This window comes from Paenibacillus aurantius, from assembly GCF_032268605.1.
Classification (GTDB): domain Bacteria; phylum Bacillota; class Bacilli; order Paenibacillales; family NBRC-103111; genus Paenibacillus_AO; species Paenibacillus_AO aurantius.
The window spans coordinates 875,700-893,800 of sequence record NZ_CP130318.1 but is presented as its reverse complement, the minus strand read 5'-3'; the positions used below and the strand labels follow the sequence as shown (position 1 = coordinate 893,800).

Annotated in this window: 16 protein-coding genes and 2 pseudogenes; 5 read left to right on the top strand and 13 right to left on the bottom strand. The window is 52.5% G+C overall.

What is annotated here, in order from left to right; all coding sequences use genetic code 11:
• Positions 1-80: 80 nt before the first annotated feature.
• From MJA45_RS04405 to MJA45_RS04390, 4 genes are all read left to right on the top strand, one after another.
• A complete protein-coding gene (locus tag MJA45_RS04405) occupies positions 81-368 on the top strand; it encodes an ArsR/SmtB family transcription factor (RefSeq protein ID WP_315606074.1) in 288 nt (95 codons plus the stop codon).
• 41 nt (positions 369-409) lie between these two features.
• Positions 410-793: a VOC family protein gene (locus tag MJA45_RS04400; RefSeq protein WP_315606073.1), complete on the top strand. Its 384-nt coding sequence runs from the start codon at positions 410-412 to the stop codon at positions 791-793.
• 30 nt (positions 794-823) lie between these two features.
• The gene (locus MJA45_RS04395; RefSeq protein ID WP_315606072.1) at positions 824-1,261 is read left to right on the top strand and encodes a hypothetical protein; all 438 of its coding nucleotides are present in this window, start codon (positions 824-826) and stop codon (positions 1,259-1,261) included.
• A 144-nt stretch (positions 1,262-1,405) separates the two neighbouring features.
• Positions 1,406-3,688, top strand: coding sequence for a helix-turn-helix domain-containing protein (locus tag MJA45_RS04390; protein ID WP_315606071.1), 2,283 nt, complete (start codon positions 1,406-1,408; stop codon positions 3,686-3,688).
• A gap of 191 nt (positions 3,689-3,879) precedes the next feature.
• On the opposite strand, the gene MJA45_RS04385 is transcribed toward MJA45_RS04390, so the two are convergent.
• The 5 genes from MJA45_RS04385 to MJA45_RS04365 all read right to left on the bottom strand — a co-directional run bounded on the left by MJA45_RS04385 (position 3,880) and on the right by MJA45_RS04365 (position 10,634).
• Positions 3,880-5,502, bottom strand: a complete 1,623-nt coding sequence (locus MJA45_RS04385; protein WP_315606070.1) for an extracellular solute-binding protein — start codon at positions 5,500-5,502, stop codon at positions 3,880-3,882.
• A 142-nt stretch (positions 5,503-5,644) separates the two neighbouring features.
• Positions 5,645-6,553 (bottom strand): carbohydrate ABC transporter permease, encoded by a 909-nt coding sequence (locus tag MJA45_RS04380; protein WP_315606069.1) that lies wholly within the window; start codon positions 6,551-6,553, stop codon positions 5,645-5,647.
• A gap of 31 nt (positions 6,554-6,584) precedes the next feature.
• Positions 6,585-7,475 carry an ABC transporter permease gene (locus MJA45_RS04375; protein WP_407083141.1) on the bottom strand — a complete coding sequence of 297 codons (891 nt, stop codon included), beginning with the start codon at positions 7,473-7,475 and terminating at the stop codon, positions 6,585-6,587.
• A 106-nt stretch (positions 7,476-7,581) separates the two neighbouring features.
• Positions 7,582-9,192, bottom strand: a complete 1,611-nt coding sequence (locus tag MJA45_RS04370; RefSeq protein ID WP_315606067.1) for a type 2 periplasmic-binding domain-containing protein — start codon at positions 9,190-9,192, stop codon at positions 7,582-7,584.
• 1,016 nt (positions 9,193-10,208) lie between these two features.
• The gene (locus tag MJA45_RS04365) at positions 10,209-10,634 is read right to left on the bottom strand and encodes a VOC family protein (protein ID WP_315606066.1); all 426 of its coding nucleotides are present in this window, start codon (positions 10,632-10,634) and stop codon (positions 10,209-10,211) included.
• Between the two features lie 248 nt (positions 10,635-10,882).
• Here MJA45_RS04365 and MJA45_RS04360 point away from each other — a divergent pair, with 248 nt between their 5' ends.
• Positions 10,883-11,770, top strand: coding sequence for a sigma-70 family RNA polymerase sigma factor (locus tag MJA45_RS04360; RefSeq protein ID WP_315606065.1), 888 nt, complete (start codon positions 10,883-10,885; stop codon positions 11,768-11,770).
• Between the two features lie 96 nt (positions 11,771-11,866).
• Here MJA45_RS04360 and MJA45_RS04355 read toward each other — a convergent pair.
• The 8 genes and pseudogenes from MJA45_RS04355 to MJA45_RS28605 all read right to left on the bottom strand — a co-directional run.
• Positions 11,867-12,187: pseudogene (locus MJA45_RS04355) on the bottom strand (winged helix-turn-helix transcriptional regulator); the annotation flags it as partial.
• 787 nt (positions 12,188-12,974) lie between these two features.
• Positions 12,975-13,820, bottom strand: a complete 846-nt coding sequence (locus MJA45_RS04350; RefSeq protein ID WP_315606064.1) for an ornithine carbamoyltransferase — start codon at positions 13,818-13,820, stop codon at positions 12,975-12,977.
• Positions 13,821-13,836: 16 nt separating this feature from the next.
• Positions 13,837-14,244, bottom strand: coding sequence for a GNAT family N-acetyltransferase (locus MJA45_RS04345; RefSeq protein ID WP_315606063.1), 408 nt, complete (start codon positions 14,242-14,244; stop codon positions 13,837-13,839).
• Positions 14,245-14,334: 90 nt separating this feature from the next.
• The gene (locus MJA45_RS04340; protein ID WP_315606062.1) at positions 14,335-14,970 is read right to left on the bottom strand and encodes a hypothetical protein; all 636 of its coding nucleotides are present in this window, start codon (positions 14,968-14,970) and stop codon (positions 14,335-14,337) included.
• Between the two features lie 80 nt (positions 14,971-15,050).
• Entirely contained in the window at positions 15,051-15,866 is an 816-nt protein-coding gene (locus MJA45_RS04335) for an alpha/beta hydrolase family protein (protein ID WP_315606061.1), read from the bottom strand.
• Positions 15,867-16,249: 383 nt separating this feature from the next.
• Positions 16,250-16,969 carry an HAD family hydrolase gene (locus MJA45_RS04330; RefSeq protein ID WP_407083103.1) on the bottom strand — a complete coding sequence of 240 codons (720 nt, stop codon included), beginning with the start codon at positions 16,967-16,969 and terminating at the stop codon, positions 16,250-16,252.
• 33 nt (positions 16,970-17,002) lie between these two features.
• Positions 17,003-17,590, bottom strand: a pseudogene (locus MJA45_RS04325) (phosphotransferase enzyme family protein); the annotation flags it as partial.
• Positions 17,590-18,096, bottom strand: coding sequence for an aminoglycoside phosphotransferase/kinase family protein (locus tag MJA45_RS28605; protein WP_407083179.1), 507 nt, complete (start codon positions 18,094-18,096; stop codon positions 17,590-17,592). The pseudogene MJA45_RS04325 and the gene MJA45_RS28605, both read right to left, overlap by 1 nt.
• Positions 18,097-18,101 lie beyond the last annotated feature (5 nt).

Sequence of the window (18,101 nt, the reverse complement as noted above, 5' to 3'; positions counted from 1 at the left end):
TCCTTCCATTGACGGAACCGGTGATCTAATCTTATTTCCAATGCTTGACAAGCAACCCCAGGGTTGCCTATACTCGAGGTATGAATGAGGACAACAACGCTATTTTCCATGCTCTTGCTGACTCGACCCGGCGGCTTATGCTAGACGAACTATCCGAACGCAAGGAGATGACTTTGTATGAGCTTTCGGCACGTCTGATTATGAAGCACCACCTTTCCATTTCACGGCAGGCCATAGCCAAGCATCTATCGGTACTGGAAGAGGCCGGACTCGTCCAATCGGAGAAGAAGGGCAAGTACCGGGTGCTTGTCTTCCACAACGAACCTCTTAAGCATTTGTTGAAGCGATGGATAGAGGAAGGGCAATAAAACCCTCTGTCGCAACCATTATCCAGGGAGGCCAACCCATTATGAAAATCATTGTCACCAGTCTATTCGTTCAAGATCAGGACCAGGCGTTGCAGTTTTATACCGAGAAGCTAGGCTTTGTCCTAAAACATGACGTTCCCGTCGGAGAATTCAGGTGGATCGCGCTGGTTTCCCCCCATGACCAGGACGGTACCGAGCTTTTGCTCGAACCGAATAACCATCCCGCCGCCAAGGATTACCAAGCCAGGATAGCGGCCGACGGCATTCCCGCCACCATGTTTGGAGTGGAGGATATTCATAAAGAGCACAAGCGTTTGTTGGATAACGGCGTGAAGTTTACCATGGAGCCGACCCAAATGGGCGAAGTCACCATTGCGGTCTTCGACGATACGTGCGGCAATCTGATTCAGATGATAGAGAAATAGCCGTCAACTAAACGATCAACAGGAGAGTAAATGACAGGAAAACGTATCATTTGGATTTTGCTTTTTATTTTCATCATTCTCTGTATGTTTGGATGGTATATACAGCGTACACCTAAAATTCATGGTCAAACGGTGGCTGGCGTCACCATCTTGGATCCCGAAGGAAATCATGTGGTTAAAAAGTGGTCGTCCCAAAATAAAAAGGAGCTTGTTTGGTTGGCCCAGGCTTTCGATTATGGGGAGAAGCTAATTCCTATTCCCCAAACGAAACCAACTTATTTGGTCCATATTGAATACACCAGCGGTTCCCGAGAGGATCTTCTTGCCTGGCTCGAAGAACCGGGCAAAGGCTCTTTTGTTAATGCCTTCCCAGGCAATGGCGGTTACGAATACGGGGGCACGGCTTCCTCGTATCCTATTAAGGAAAAGGATAGAGAGGAACTAAGGCGGTTATTGCAATCGAAATGATAAAATTCCCAGGCACTCCTCGAGGGGCTCCTGGGAATTTTTTATAAGGAAAGCGGTCTCATCCCTTGCGGGCCAAAGTCTGTTATCATAGAAGTGTTCACCCGGATAAGACACGAGACAACAAAGAAAAAAGGGGACCTGCCTATGATCCGCCGCCTCTTCCAATCCCGGCTCTTTCTACGATATATGCTTTCGTATCTGACGATTCTGCTCCTTCCCCTCATCCTGCTGACCGTCCTCATCTACCAGAGCGCGGTCCGCAACCTGAGAACGGAAATCGAGCGCTCCCACCTTAACCAGTTGACCCAGGCCCGCGTAACAGTTGACGCCCGGATCCGGGAGCTCAGCGACATCGCTTCGCGGATTGCGTACGACAACCGCCTGACCCGGTACCGGGTGCATGATCCTTACTTCAGCTCGGAGGCGATTGCCGCTCTCGACCAGTACAAGGCAACCAGCTCCATTATCGGGGAGCTTTTTCTGTACTTCCATGGAGACGAACAGATCTATTCCTCCACGGGTCTCTCCTCCCTGGATGTGTTTCAATCCAAATACAGCTTCGCCGGCTGGGACAAGGAGCAGGTGCGCCAGGACCTTAACACGGCGGCCTTTCCTTTCATGCGCCCGGCCGACCGGGTTATGCGCAACGGGCACATCGAGCAGTCGATGCTCGCCTATGTCGTTCCGGTTACGCCCAACAATCCGAATCCGCACGGAACGCTTCTGTATCTCATCGAAGAAGGGGAATTCAACGGCCTGATCCGGTCCATCCTCGGGAGCTACCAGGGGCTAACCTACGTGTTCGACAACAAGGGGCAGGTGCTGACCGCAAACCGGCAGGGCGAAACGTTAAGCGCTGAAGAGACCCGGCAGCTGTTCGAGCAGCCCGGCGGCATCCACAGCCTCGTTCTCGGCGGAAGCCGGCACTCGGTCGTCTCCGTCAAGTCCGACCTGAACGGCTGGACGTATACCACCGTCATGCCGAGCAGCCAGTTCTTCAGCCGGGTCGCCCATGTGCGGAGCATGATGCTCCTGCTCTTCACGCTCGTCGGGCTCATCGGCGTGTTCGCTTCGCTGCTGCTCGCCCGGCGGCAGTACAGCCCGATCTCGCAGCTGGCCGAATTCGCCAGCTCCGCCTTTAAGGCCCCGGCCGGGCGGGGCAGCCGGGCAAGCGACGAGCTCGAGCACATCCGCCGCGTGCTGCGGGAGTCCAGCCAGCGGGCTGGCCTGCAGGAACCGTATGCGCGGAACCATTACCTGCTCATGCTGCTCAAATACGGCGGCTCGGAGAGCCTGACGCCGGATCTGCTTGAGGCGTTCCAGCTGCGCTTCGACCGGCAGCGGTACGCCGTGCTCGTCCTGGAGTGGGAGGGTCCGCACGACCGTGCGGAAGCGCCTCCCTCCCTGCCGGGCGGCCTCGCCGACCTCGAGCTGCCCGCCCTCGCCGCCTCCCTCTACGCCGTCGAGCTGCCCGAGCCGAACCGCTTCGCCTTCATCGCGGGGTTCGATCCCGCGGAGGGCGAAGCGGAGGCGGGGCAGCTCCGGCGGGTCGTGGAAGCGGCGCGGGAGCACGCGGAGGGGCAGCTCGCGGCCGGCCCGAGCATTGGCGTCGGCACCGTCTACCCGGGGCCCGGGCAGCTGAACGAGTCGTACATCGAGGCCTGCTCGGCCTTCGAATTCCGCCTCTCCACCGGCCCGGGCGGGACGAGCTTCTTCGCGGAGCTCTCCGACGCGCCGGGTCCGGCGGACTGGCTTCCCCCGAGCCTGCTGCTCAAGCTGACGCAGAGCCTCAAGCAGGGCAGCTACGATGTCGCCGTGCCGGTGATCCGGGAAGCGCTCGGCTTCCTCCAGACGTCGGGGGCGGCGGTGCCGCTTATGCGCTGCATGAGCTACGATCTCCTGAACGCCATGCTGAAGACCGCCTCCGAGCTGGGGCTTCCGCATTCGGCCCGGGACATCCCTTCCGTCACGGCCTTCAGCTCCCTGGAGGAGCTCGAGGAGAGCTTTCGGCAGCTGGCCTCCCGCATCTGCTCGCAGGCGGAGCTGAACGCGAAGACCGAGGAACGGACGCTCATGGACCGCATCGTGGCTTACATCGACCAGCATTACGGCGATCATGCCCTCAGCCTGGAGTCGATCTCGCACGAATATTCCATCTCGCCCTCTCATTTCTCCCGTTCCTTCAAGGAGAAGGTCGGCCTGAACTTCACCCAGTACGTCTGGCAGAAGCGGGTGGAGGAAGTGAAGCGCCAGCTCGCCGCCACAAGCGATCCGCTGAAGGACATCATCGTGCAGGTCGGTTATTGGGACGCCCCGAACTTCATCCGCAAGTTCAAAAAAGAAACCGGCCTGACCCCGGGTCAGTACCGCAAGCAGTACGCCCCGGACCCGGCCGGCGCATCCTTCGACGAGGAGGACGCGGAATGAGCGGGGAAGGAACGGGGATTAGTGGCAGCCCCGGATGCCCCCTCCCTCCGGACGGGATGCTCCTTGCAAATAAGGAACCGTTTCGGGAGCAGCCTTACCTATTACACACAGAAAAGGCCGGCCCCGGCAGCACGTAGTGCTGGCCGGGACCGGCCTTTCCCTCTTTACCTAGCAGCGGATGGACTCCACGACTACTTGGACTGGTTCCAGCGCTCGAAGGCGTCCTGGTAAATCTTGACCAGTTTGTCGCTTCCCATCTTCTGAACTTGAGCTACATACTTGTCCCAGTTCGAGAGCGGCTCCTGGCCGGTGACGAACTTCGCTTCCATCTGCTTCACATACGTATTCAGATCCGACAGCATGGCCGTCACCTGTGACTGCTCCTCCGGCTTGAGGAAGACGTTCGGGAACGGCACCTTGGCAAAAGGAACGAGCTTCTCCTTCGTTTCCTTGTCCACGAACTGGTCGAAATTGTCCTTCAGCCCCTTGTTGACCTCGGGATCGTTCACGCCGGGGGTAAGGATACCGTAATTCGGCGTCAGCGTGCCGCGGATTTCCTCCCGGTTCTTGCCGCCCTGCACCGGCAGCCATTCCTTCGTGTGCGTCGCTTGGTCCTTGTACTTCCAGAGCGTGTTTTCCGGCCCCTGGTTGAACAGCGTGCTGCCCTCATAGCCGTACAGGTAGTCGACCCAGCGCATGGAGGCTTCGGGAGCCGGGTTCGTTTTGGACAGGGCAAAGGTTCCGTTCGCCGACTGGCCCGGGTGCTTGCCGTACACCGGCGTGCCCGCCACCTCGCTCTTCAGCGGCTGCATCATCGGATGCTCAGAGCTCGGATCGCCGCCCATTGTGAAATACGGGAAATAATCATTGAACAAGGCGATCTGGTTGTTCTTGCCCTTCGCCTTCTTCTGATCCGGCGTTTGGGAGAACGTCTCGTGATCGAGCAGGTCCTCTTTCCACAGCTTGTTCAGGAAGGTGAGGTAGCCCTTATAGCCCTCCTCCTGCGGAGAATAATGGACCTTGCCGTCTTTGTCGGCATAGATCTTCTCGTCATACATGCCCCAGAAGCCGAACAGGAACATGCGGACATCGTCCAGCTTGGTCGAGGTGAACGGGATTTCGTCGGCCTTGCCGTTGCCGTTCGGGTCACTCGTTTTGACCTTCTTCAGGTAGTCGTACAATTCATCTGTCGTCTTGGGAATCTCCTTCACGTTCAACGCCTTCAGGAATTTCCCGTTGTACCATAGCGGGCTCATGTACCAGACGGCCGTCAGGTCGATATACGGCAGGGCGTAGATGTGCCCGTCCGGGGTCGTGATGTTTTTGCGGATTTGCGGGTTGGCGTCGAGTATCTTCTTCAGGTTGGGTGCATACCCGCCGTCGATGTATTTCTCAAGGGGAAGGAGGACCCCCTGGCTGCCGTAGGTCACCTGCTCCGCCGGCTTAAGATCCGCGGCATAGAAGATGTCCGGCAGATTGCCGCTTGCGAACACCAGATTCTTCTTCGTTTCGAAGCTGTCGAGCGGCGCATTCTGGAAGGTGAGCTTGATGTTGGAGCGCTTCTCCATCTCCTGGATGACCGGCATCGTCTCCCACTTGGCCTGACCGGCGTCGGGCGACATCATGCTGAGCGTGATCGGTTCCTTCACAATCGGCATGCCGTCCTTGCTCACCTTGTCGGCCGTCTTGGACGTCTCCTCCGTGGATTCTTTCTTCGGTTCCGTCTTGCCGCAGGCGGCAAGCGGAGTGACAGCCAAAGCCAGTCCTAGAGTGGACAGCAGCAGACGGGCAGGTTTTCGGGGTGGATTCAACATGTGAACATTCCTCCTGGGATTTCAATTGGCAGCTATGGTCTTTCCTTTCCCGTCCATGTTGCGGCTCATCAGCGGCTGGCCATCGCCCTCCTCCGCCGTTCGCCTGTTCTCTCTATTGATTCCCTTACCGGGAGGCTCTATTCTAGCCCTTCACCGAGCCGATCAGAACCCCCTGGACGAAATACCGCTGCAGGAACGGATACACCACAATAACCGGCAGCGTGGACACGATAATGACTGAATACTTCACGAGGGCCGCCACCTCGGCTTTGTTGTTGAGCGCGGAGGCCGTTGACGCATCGACCGTTCCTCCCGTCTGGGCGGACATTTCCTGGAGCACGAGAATCTGCCGCAGGATGATCTGAAGCGGATATTTGGCCTCGTCGTTCAAGTAAATAAGAGCCGAGAAGTAGCTGTTCCACTGCCCCACCCCGTAGAAGAGAGCCATAACGGCAATGATCGGCAGAGAGAGCGGCAGGATGATGGTGAGGAACAGCCGGGTCGTCGAAGCTCCGTCCATCTGGGCTGCCTCCTCCAGTTCCCTCGGAATGGCGGACATGAAGAACGTGCGGGTGACGATGATGTTGTAGATCGAGGCCGCGCCGGGCAGCACGAGCGCCCAGATGGTGTTAATCATGCCGAGATCCTTCACCAGCAGGTAAGTCGGCACCAGGCCGCCCCCGAAGAACATCGTAACCATAAACATGCCCATAAACAGGTTCCGGCCTACCAAATCCCTCCGGCTCAGCGCATACGCCGCCGGAAGCGTGACGGCTAAGCTGATCGCCGTTCCGACCAGCGTGTAGAGGATCGTGTTGGCGTAGCCGCTCCAGATCTTGGAGTTCTCGAACACCCGCTGGTAGCCCTCGAAGGTGATGCCCTTCGGCCACAGCCACATCTCCCCGGACCCTACATAGTGGGGATTGCTGATCGAAGCGCTTAGCATGTAGACCACCGGATAGGCCACAATGAGGAATGCAAGCGTCAGGTACAGGTAATTCGCGAAGAGAAAAATCCGGTCTCCCCTTGTCTCTTGGATGCGTGTAGTCATGGCAGCCTCCTCCTTTGTAGGATGATCTTCCTCACCATAGGCTGTTCTCGCTCGTCCGGCGCACGATCTGGTTCACCACGACGAGCAGCGTCGCGTTGATCACCGAGTTGAATAAGCCGACAGCCGTGGAGAAGCTGTACTGGGCATCGACGAGACCGGACTGGTAGACGAAGGTGGAGATGACGTTGGACGCTTCCATGTTGAGCGGATTCTGCAGCAGGAGAATTTTCTCGAAGCCGACTCCCAGCAGGCTGCCCATGTTCAGGATGAGCAGAATCGTCATCGTCGGCACGATCGCCGGGATGTTGATGTGGCGCATCCGCTGAAAACGGGAGGCTCCATCGATGATCGCCGCCTCATGCAGGCCGGGATCCACGCCGGACAGAGCCGCCAGGTAGATGATCGTCCCCCATCCCGCCCCCTGCCAGACGCCGGAGAGCACATACATCGTCTTGAACCAGCGCGGGTCGGTCAGGAAATCCGGGGGATTCAAGCCGATCCACTCCAGCATGTGCGTGATAATCCCTGTCGTCGGCGACAGAAACGTGATAATCATGCCCGCCATAACGACCACCGAGATGAAATGCGGGGCGTAGGTGACGGTTTGCACCATTTTTTTGAAGAAGCCCGTTCTCACTTCGTTGAAGGCCAGAGCCAGAATGATGGGGACCGGAAAACCGACCGCCAGCTCATACAGGGAGATGCTGAGCGTATTCCAGATTAGATCCCAGAAGTAATACGAATGGAAGAACCGGGTAAAATGGTCGAACCCGACCCAAGGGCTTCCCGCGAAGCCCTCGCTGGGGTTGAAGTTCTTAAAGGCGATCTGGATGCCGTACATCGGAAAATAACAGAAGATCAGGAAATACAGGAAAGCCGGAGCAATGAACAGATACAGCTCCCAATTGCGGACGATGGCCATTGCCTTGCGGCTGCCGGCTCTTCTCGCCTTCACCGGACTATCGGCGGCCAGGGATGGATTGGTGTTCTGCATGCCGTTCCCCTCCTCTCAAGATGTTGGTTGTGGATCACTTTTTACCGGATTGGGCCCAGCGGTCATACGCGTCCTGGTAAATCTTGACGATTTTGTCGCTGCCCATCTTCTTCAGCTGGGCGGTAAATTTGTCCCAGCCCGAGAGCGGCTCCTGCCCCGTGACGAACTTCGCTTCCATCTGCTCGACATAGGTGTTGAGGTCGGACAGGATCGAATTGACCTCCGACTGTTCCGCCGACGTCAAGAACACGTTGGGGTAAGGTACCTTGGCGTACGGCAGGATCTTCTCCTTGTTCTCCTTGTCCACCCACTCGTCGATCGGGCTGCGAAGGCCTTTGTTCACATCAGGCAGGGAAACGCCGGGCACCGTAATGCCGTAGTTCGGTGTAAGCTTGCCGCGGTAATTCTCCCGGTCGCCTCCGTCCGGTACCGGCAGCCATTCCTTCACCTTGTTCTCTTTGTCGGTGTATTTCCAGAGCACATTCTCGGGTCCTTTGTTAAACAGCACCGCTCCGTCATACCCGTACTGGTAGTCGATCCAGCGCATGGTCGCTTCGGGGGCCGGGTTCGTTTTGGATATCGCGAACGTGCCGTTCTTCGAAATGCCCGACGACTTCGCCGCGACCGGAGCCCCCGGAACGCCCGTCTTGAGCGGAGCCATCACCGGATTGTCCGTACTCGGTTCCCCGCCCAGCATAAAGTGCGGCAGCCAATCGTTGAAGAGTGCCACCTGGTGGTTCTTGCCCTTCGCTTTCTTCTGCTCGTCGGTCTGGGAGAACGTCTCGTGGTCGAGCAGGTCGTCCTTCCACAGCTTGTTCAAGAAGGTAAGGTAACCCTTGTAGCCCTCCTCCTGCGGAGTATAGTGAACCTTGCCGTCCTTGTCGGCATAATACACCTCGTCGTAGATGCCCCAATAGCCGAGCATCTGGACGCGGATGTCCTTCAACTTCGTGGAGGTGAGCGGAATTTCGTCCGCCTTGCCGTTGCCGTTCGGGTCGCTCGTCTTGACCTTCTTCAGGTAGTCGTACAGCTCATCCGGCGTTTCGGGCAGCTTGTCGACACCAAGCTTCTTCAGGAAGCTGCCGTTGTAATAGAGCGGGCTCTTGTACCAGACGGCCTCCAGGTCGATATAAGGAAGGGCATAGATGTGGCCGTCCGGTGTCGTGATGGACTGGCGGATCTCAGGATGCTCGTCCAGCAGCTTCTTCAGGTTCGGCGCATACCCGTCAATCAGCTTCTCCAGCGGAACCAGTGTTCCCTGGCTTCCGTAGGTTACCTGCTCCGCCGGCGTCAGGGCCGCGGCATAGAAAATATCGGGAAGCGTCCCGCTCGCAAAAATCAAATTCTTCTTCGTCTCGAAGCTGTCCACGGGAATCGTCTGAAACGTCAGCTTGACGTTCGACTGCTTCTCCATCTCCTGAAATACTTTCATGGAATTCCACTTGGCGCTGCCCACATCGGGGCCGAGAACCGACAATGTAATCGGCTTGTCGACGATGGGAAAGCCTTCCTTACGGACCGATGCCGCCGTATCGGACGCTTTGGCGCCTTCCGGCTTCGCCGACTTGTCCGGCGTACACGCGGCCAGCGGAACGAACGCCGTTGTCAGGGCGAGGGTATGGGTGATCAGTTTAAGCTTGCGCATGAGTCGAATTCCCCCTTCTGTATGGATGGTAGCAAGAGTTCTGCAGGGATGGTAGCAAGAGTTCTGCAGGGATGGTAGCAAGAGGCTCGTCCGGTTTCCTGCCGAAGGCCGTCTGTCGTCAAAAGCTCTCTATAGTACAGAATATACCTTTAGGGTAAATCCATCTCCCCTCCCCTCTTTCCTTTTTCTGCTATGGCGCCTGGCAATACTTCGTGTTACTAGATAATTCTTTTTTTGTTTTGTTGGAACGAATGGTATTCTCTTATCGCCCGCCGCGGTTGTCGTTCATTCGCTGGATGACCGGGCGGGACCCTCGTCCCCTGGTCTTCCCCCTCCTTGCCGGATTGTCGGAATGAAGCGTTTTCATATTTCTATCCTAGCGGGGTCAGGCGGGCCGCGGCTATATGTCGTTTTGGCTGGAGGGCAGGTAAAATCACGGGTTTCTTCAGGAATACCAGGCTTTGAGCCGTGTCAACAAACGCATGGTGTCCCCGTTCTGGGGTCCCGCAAATCAAGAATGACATATCGCGAATTGGTCATTTTTGCGCCGCAAAGTAAGCGTTTTCGGAAATGACAGCTAAGCCTACTCTCTTTGGCCGATGCCGCTCGGCCCCATGAACGCCATGAACTCCCCCTTGTCTTATCCCGACATCGATCAGGAGGGCGGAGGATAAGCCGGGAGGCAACTGGGCTCAGAGGGGTTGGGCATGGGGGGTGGACGTCTGCATGCGGGTCGAAAATAAAAACAGCGACAGCCCCGGACGAGAAATAAGTCCTGGACTGCCGCCGCTTCCTTAAACCATCGGATTCCGATAGCTCAGTCGACCAACCTGTATGGTTTGTTGCTTATCATCATAACGGGCCAAGCTTATTACGAAGTCATTGCCAGAACAAGAGCTTATAGACCACGAGAGAAAGACCGCGTCCCGTACTTGAAGGAATAGACAGACTGCGGGGCAGTCTGCTCGTTTAACTATCGTTTCCGTAAGCGTCTATCCTCTACTGTTTAGGCTAGATCACTGGCGTCCTTTTGTAAGGATCCGGAACGTGATACCGAATTTATCCGTTACATTACCGTACGCGGGGCTGAAGAAACTTGCTTGCAGCGGATCGTTCACTCGACCGCCTTGCTTCAATGCTTCAAAATATTGGGTAGCTTTTTCTTTGTCACCGGTTTGAACAACGATGGTGATTTGCGTTCCCTTCTCGTAGGTGCTTCCGGTAACATTATCGGTAATCTGCAGTTCGGAATCGCCAATTCTCAAGACAGCGTAATTCACCCAGTCCTTCTTTTCCGGCGGCACGGGGGCTTCCGGATTTTCCGGCATGTCTCCGAATCGAAGCATATAGGCGACCTCGGCATCCAACGCCTTCACGTATAAATCGATGGCCTCATTCGCGCTTCCGTTCATTTCAAGAAAAGGGATCAAACTCGTACTCACACAATCATCTCCTTGGATTAAATGATTTCAACGGATAACCGGTAGATGCTTCTTACCCCATAGACCTGTTTCCCTTGTCACTAACTATGTCGTAACTAAGAAAAGAAACGTGACGGACATGGCGAAAATTGTTTTAATTAGCAATCGAAATGCAAAAACGGAATTTTTTCATACCACTCTGTCACATTTAGAGGACTTCTTACGACAAATAAGTAAATAGATAAGAAACGAGAGAGGAATTGTGGTGCATGAACGATCATAGCTGGCTTGTTGAACAATTCGAAACGTACCGGAAACATTTGCAGGCGTTGGCTTACCGGATGCTAGGATCACGGAGTGAAGCAGATGACGCTGTGCAGGAGTCATGGATCCGTCTTATCCGGTCCAATACGGGAGAAGTCGAGAATATGGGAGGATGGCTGACAACCATCGTCTCGAGGGTATGCCTGGATATGCTGCGAACCCGTAAGTCGAGACGTGACGATCTTGTAATGGCTGGCGCACCTGAACCGGTTACTGGTCACCAAGACGGAAGCGATCCCGAGCACGAGGCGCTAATGGCGGATTCCATCGGACTTGCGATGCACGTTGTCCTCGAGAAATTGAATCCCGCCGAACGCGTTGCGTTCGTACTTCACGATATATTCGCCTTGTCATTCTCGGAAATCGCTCCCATCCTTGGACGTAACGAAGCCGCCGCAAGACAGCTAGCGAGCCGCGCGCGCCGCCGTGTCCAGGGTACCGAATCGTCTTTGGAAACGGCGGAGCTTCAGTGGAAAAGGGAGCTTGTCGAGGCATTCCTCGCCGCTTCTCGTAACGGAGATTTTGAGAAACTGCTTTCCATATTGGACCCGAATGTCGTACTTCGAAACGACCCCGCATTCGCGCCTGTCGCCAATGTGCCGGTTGTTCGCGGTTCAGAGGCGGTGGCCAAGCAGGCCAAGCAATTCGCCGATCGTGCCCGGAGCTTGATGCCGGTGCTTGTGAACGGATCGGCAGGCGTCATGGCCGGACCTTTCGATCAGCCGGTATTCATTCTCGAATTCACTATTGGGGATGGCAAGATTACCGAGATCGGCATGATTGCCGACCAGGCACGCCTTCGCGGGTATGACATCGCCGATATGAACGATTGATTGGCTGAAGAGGGAAGGAACGGCAACAACCCTACCCTACAATAGAACACAAAAGCAAAAAAACGCACTGTCGTTGTCGTAGACAGTGCGTTTTTTTCAGCTTACCTTTTGGTAAGTACCTGAAAATAATGTGCATACTCGCTTTATAGACACTCTGTAAGGCATAAATCGTTCAGTGGGAATAGTCGAGCCTCCTGTTTTCTCTCCCCACTCACACATCATATGCAAAATCGGAATGACGGAATGCCCGAGCTCCGTTAAGGAATATTCAACCTTCGGGGGGATTTGGGCATAATCTTTGCGCAGGATCAGACCGTCAGCTTCGAGTTCTTTTAGCATGATGCTTAACGTTCTGTAAGGAATTCCGTTAATTCTACGCATCAATTCAAGAGGTCGTAGAACATCGTGTTCGGCTAGACAGCTCAAATGAGCAGGCGTCGCGGGAAGCGGATATTCCCTATCAAGTCAGGACATTTGCCTAATCTACCGCAGCGACCGGTCTATCGGATACGGACAGCTATCCAACAGTCGAAGTCTTCCTAGATGGGGGCGTTGGGTTAAAATCACCTCGTTCCTAACAAAACCCGCCATGGGGCGGCTTTGAGGGGAATAGCCTCTTATGGGGCGATGCCTCCCTATGTACCTGTCAAGTTAAGATCCTTCTTCGGCTTGTGAGTTCTTCTCCTCCCGAAAGTTTTCCCAAAGCGGTCCGATGTACTTTTCTAAGGTCTGAACGACGTCATTTCTTCGGTTCTCCTCGACATTTACCGTGTCCTGGGAAATCTCATTTCGGATGCGGATGAGGACAAATAGAGGGGGCAAGGCCGCCTCGCGAAGAGCCTTAAGCATGAGTTCTTCTTGTGGGGTAATCTCCATAGGTTACGTTCCTTTCTTTCTGGCCGAGATCGGCTTCGGGATAATCTCATTATAGACCCTGACATTAAGGTCAGGGTCAAGAGAAAGGGAACAATAGGCTCGTAAGCTCCTAGAACCGGATTCGCACCATGGACCATGGCAGCTATTCTTTCATTGCAGCTTTTGTAATGCGTTTTTAAATATGCCCAGCACCATGCCAACAATGGTTTCATCTATATTTTCCGTGCCTAATTAATTGCTTCGATATCTTTCGCCAACTAAGCCTTCGGTCATGCAGATAGCCGGCTCCTGAGGGCCGGCTATCTGACTTGGTATGTATTGCTTATCGTTAGTTCCAGAGACAATGTAACACGATTGCTTGTTGAACATAAAGCAGATTCTTTTTAAATGTATGTCCCACAAAATAATTAGAAGAAACTGCCTCTTCACTAATCTCTTCCCCTCTGAAAAAAGGAGGGCACGGATTTAAAATAGCTTTTTTCTTAGTTAACTTCATTCTCTCCAAAGTTATTTGGTATTTAGTGATGTATTCCTGAGTCCTAAATTCCTTAGGTAAGGAATCCGTTAAAATTACATCGCTTTCCACTAGAATATCCTCAAGTTCCGTATGGAATTTGTAGGTGGGGGAATCTTTACCCATTTCATGTCCTTTTGTGCAAACATGATTAAAAGTAAGATTCATTAAAGAGGCAACCTCCGCCCACGATCTGCAAATATTCCCTACTGGACCCACGAATGTATAAACAAGTTCCTTGAAGTGCTCTCTTTGTCTACTAATCGAATATAAATCAGATAAGATTTCACACGGATGATTAAGGGAGGTCATGGCATTTATAATGGGGATCGTCGATTGATTAGACAATTCCTGTATTTTCGAAAGATTGGGATGTCTTATAATAACTCCATCCGCCCAATTCTCCAAGTAGTTAATGACATCGCTTACCTGCTCCCTCTTATCTAGGGTTTCAGGAGGGAACAATATGCACTCTCCTCCCAAATCCTTTATCCCTTTTTCGAAAGTAATTCTTGTTCTAATACTTGATTCAGGAAAGAATAGGATGAACGTTTTTCCAACCAATGAACCTCTTTCCTTTTCTAACTTGAGTCTATCGGCTAGATGAAATATATCGGTTATCTGCTTAGAAGATATATCACTGATGTCCAACAAATTCATATATTTACCCCTTTAATTAAAGAAATAAATTCATACCCGGAGCATCCACTGCTCTCTCTTTGAATCCGAATTTTTCATAGAACTCTTTCTTACCTTTAGCACAGGCTAATTGAACCCAGCGAATACCTTTGGTCTTACAATAATTCAGGAGTTCGTTCATAACTCTCTTGCCAATTCCTTTATTTTGATATTCGGGCCTTACGATCATTTCGCAGATAAAACATTGTATAAATCCATCCGAAACTAGGCGGCCCGAAGCCACAAGCTTATTATCATCGTAGACAGTGATTATGTACCAACTATTCTTAATGGCTACAAAAAGCATATCAACCGTCCAAACACCGTTTGGGTTCCACCCAGTTGTCTGAAATAAATTAAAGTATTCCTCTTTATCTGGAATATCGCTGCGACAAATAAGATTCAAAGCATCTCCCCGAATATATAATAATACATAATTACGTATATTTATACATTCGTAGGCAGCTTATTTGTATTCCGCAAACCTGCCAGCTTGTTATCGTAAGGGATAATGAAATTCCACGTCCTGATCCTTTAATTCATCCACAAAGAAATAGTTATGATCAGCTCCTACCAGGCAGAGAATTCTCTTACCTTGATTGGCTCCAATGGTATTCTTTACTCGCTCTATCATGATCAAATTCCGGATCGTCCAACGAAAGTTAAACGATCTTAGGTTCCATTGTTCTAACCATTCGTACTTTTTCCTAGTCACCTGATCAAATTCTTTGGAGTTAAATGGTATGGACCCAAACGAGCTGGTAGCCATCTGTTTGCCAAACCATTCCTCTTCCATTGTTATACCTTTCTTTTTTTCTTCCTCAGAGAGCTTAGCAAAGGGATCAAAATTGTTCCACACGTCTAGCTCGAACCAATCAATCGGAATAAACTCAATATTTCTATTTGCACATAGAGGAAAAATCAATTCCCCATACTCACTTGCCGGTTCACCCCAATATCCCTTATCATTTTTGTTCCTACAATACCTTTCCCAAGCACTGGGGTGAACTTCTCCGCAAATGATATCTGGCTTAAACTCCACAATTATTTCCTTATAGAGTTCCAGTGGACAATTATACTTTTGCCTTAATTCCTCATTATGTATGGTCCCTAAAACACCAACTACAGTCATGTTTCACCCCAATTTTGGATGCCCGCACTCGTTTATAAAATAGGACTAAGACCACCCATCCCACCCTATCCTAATGTAACTTAAGTGGGAACGCCTTCGGAATTAATCGGAACGATTGTTTCACTGAGCTGCAACGGCATGACAGACGGTAAGCGGTCGTTTTGGAAGACCGCTTCCATGGATGCCGCCATGGCTTCAGCCGCAGCGGCATGAACGGGGACCGCGTGGAGGTCTCCGTAGTGGAGCGGCACATCGGAGAACGACATATGCTGAGCTCCGTTTACCCGATAAAAGCTGGCATTCGTCAGGGCCTTATACGCATTCCGCTGACCGTTGATATAATCGTGTGCAATTTTCTCATTCATCATTGCTGCCATCGCCTCATAGTTCGAAGCTTCTTGCCGCAGCAGCAAAACAGGAGCATGGCACATTATGTCCTCTAAACGGATGATATGAAAGCTGGGATCGAGAAGGACAGCAGCTTTGATGCGTTCCTCCAACTTGGCGGCTTCGAGGACCGCGGCGCCTCCCAGCGAATGCCCAACCGCAGATACGTTCTTCATATCGAATAATCCTTCCAACTCAGAGTCGGACTCGTTTAGAGTATCGAGATATTTAATAACGGCCGTAATGGACCTAATTCGACTATCCAGGAGACGGTGCCAGCCCTTATAATCGGAACTCTTTAGCTTGACCATTTCTTTAGCTTGCTTAAGAAAGAGGCCATCCGGATATACGGTAAACACGGATTCGTACGGAGCACCAATAGTAACTACAATGTATCCCATCGGCACGAGATTTGAGATCAACCCAAGATACATATCGCGTTCTATACCGAATCCCGGTGACAGTAGAACAACGGGCCACGTTTCCTTTCTTTGCTTCTGCTTTATCACTTGTGGTCAAATTGTCGGTAATGTTCAGATTTTCAAGGTCGACGCCCATCTCCCTTAAAATAGCAGCCACCTTTTCCTGACAAGGTGCGTATAAGTCTAGCCCTCTAAGTGGGCTCCCCCCGGTCGAAGGGAAAAAAATACTGATGGCGAGACGTGGGTTCTGTCCCAAAACACGTATGATCCTCCGGATCATCCTTTCACTCCATTCGTGAATTGCTATATGGATATAAACCCTTACTCCCACATTACCCTACCTGCTAGTTAACCATTTCGCTCAACCAAACATAGTAGGTCCCCAGCATCTGTTCGAGCTCCTGGATGTTCGCCCGTATGGCTATCGCATGCTTTTCCAACGTAAAGCGTTGCATGCCACTTAATGCTTTCTAGAACAGCGGCAAAAGCTCGGGCAGAGCCCGGATCGACCGGTAAGGGGGAACGGGCAGCGTTTGCGTGCCGTGAACTCCTTTATGATCGACCCAAATGCCTTTCATGCCCAGCTTCTGGGGTGCGGCTACCTCCCACTCGTAGTTGTCACCGACCATCCAGGTTTCTTCCGGGGCTGTACCCAGCAGGTCCATCACATGCTGATAGATCGCTGGTTCCGGCTTTCCGATCCCGAACTCCTCTTCAATAAAAATGTGCTCAAAGAGAGAGCCCAGAGCAAACTTGTTGATTTTCTCGCGTTGCGGCAGGGAAGCCCCGTTCGTAATAAGTGCAACCGGGATGCCCATCGTCTTAATCTGTTGAATGGTTTCGACAGCGCCCGGAAAAAGCGTGACCAACAAGTCCCGCGCCGCCCCATAATCGGTCGCAATCCTAGCGGCGCATTTCAGGTTCGGATACTTCAGTTCATGCAACGCCGCTTCTATGATTTCCTTTCGCGCTTTTGGTAAATCCAGCCGGCCGGTCCGGTGTCTTTCGGCGTCACTCCAGTATTCTTTCGCCTGCCTTTTAATGGTCATCACGGCCTGCTCGATCATGCCCGCTTCCATCCCTGCCAGATGAGTAACGCAGGCTGCCATCCAGCAAGCATCCAGGTCCAGTCCATGGTCAAAGGACAGGATCGTATCATCCATGTCAAAAAAAATTGCACGCGGCCTCAAATGGCTTCCCCCTTAAGCGCTAATCCGCCAAATTTACAAGAAGTCGTCTATTAAAGAGCGAGCATGGGTAATCCGCATCCGGCTGTCCCTCAGGAAATCTTGAGTCCAAAGATCAGCATGCTGCAAATCCCAGCTGCGATGCATCCCCACATAAACAATAATCTCCCGAAGACGAAGGAATAAGGGCAACTGCTCTTTCCAACCCTCGGGTAGCCTCTGTCCGGATTCTGTATATCCTTCTATAAAATGATGCAGGAAGAGTTCATATTGCGCCCTTCGGTCGTTCTTGGAATCCTCGCCGAACACATAGAGCAGGTAAAAAAGCTGCACGGCAATATCTTCGACGAACCAGCTGTATTGGCATTCGTCAAAATCAAACAGCGTTAGGGTCCCGTCTTCGCCAACCCTAACATTGCCCACGTTCAGATCTCCATGAATCAAACCGAAAGTCTCTGCCGAGATCGGCAGTGCAGCCACCTGCTCCATTAGTTTCTCCAAAGCATGGAGAACTGGCTCGTCCGATATGTAATCAGCAGCACGCAAAAGGTATTCATTACGCCGCCAATCATGCCGTCGCGTCACAGGTATGTATTCTCTGGAAAGTTCATGAAGACGGCTGGTTACGCGGCCGAATTGTTTATAAAGGGAAGGGTTATGGAGGCATTCGGGATACCCATTTTCCTGCCTGCTGCGAAGTGAAACGAAGTCACATGAAAGGAGACGGGTGAACCCGAGATCGTTTCCATCTCGTTTTCCCACCACGAAGAGACGGGTTCGGAAACGGCTATCCCCTTTGAGGCTAGGTATCTTATCCATTCCAACTCCGCTTTTATTCCGTCGGAGGTACGAAGGGTACCAGGGGTGAACCGAAGGATATATTGGCTTCCGTTCCTCCTATAGGAATAGACGAAATTCTGAAAGCCGCCCAGGAAGGACATTTCCTTCAAAGGAATCCCGAACCTTTTCCCGCCTTCTGCGGCTATCTTGTCTCCAAACAATTTCTTGATTTGGAGGTCCATGAAGAATCTCCTTACCATTTCACCCAATTTTACCCATGATAAACTGTTGTGGAGATTCTCACAAGGGATCGAAAAAAGCGATGGATCGGTTCCATCGCCGCACTTCACCTAAT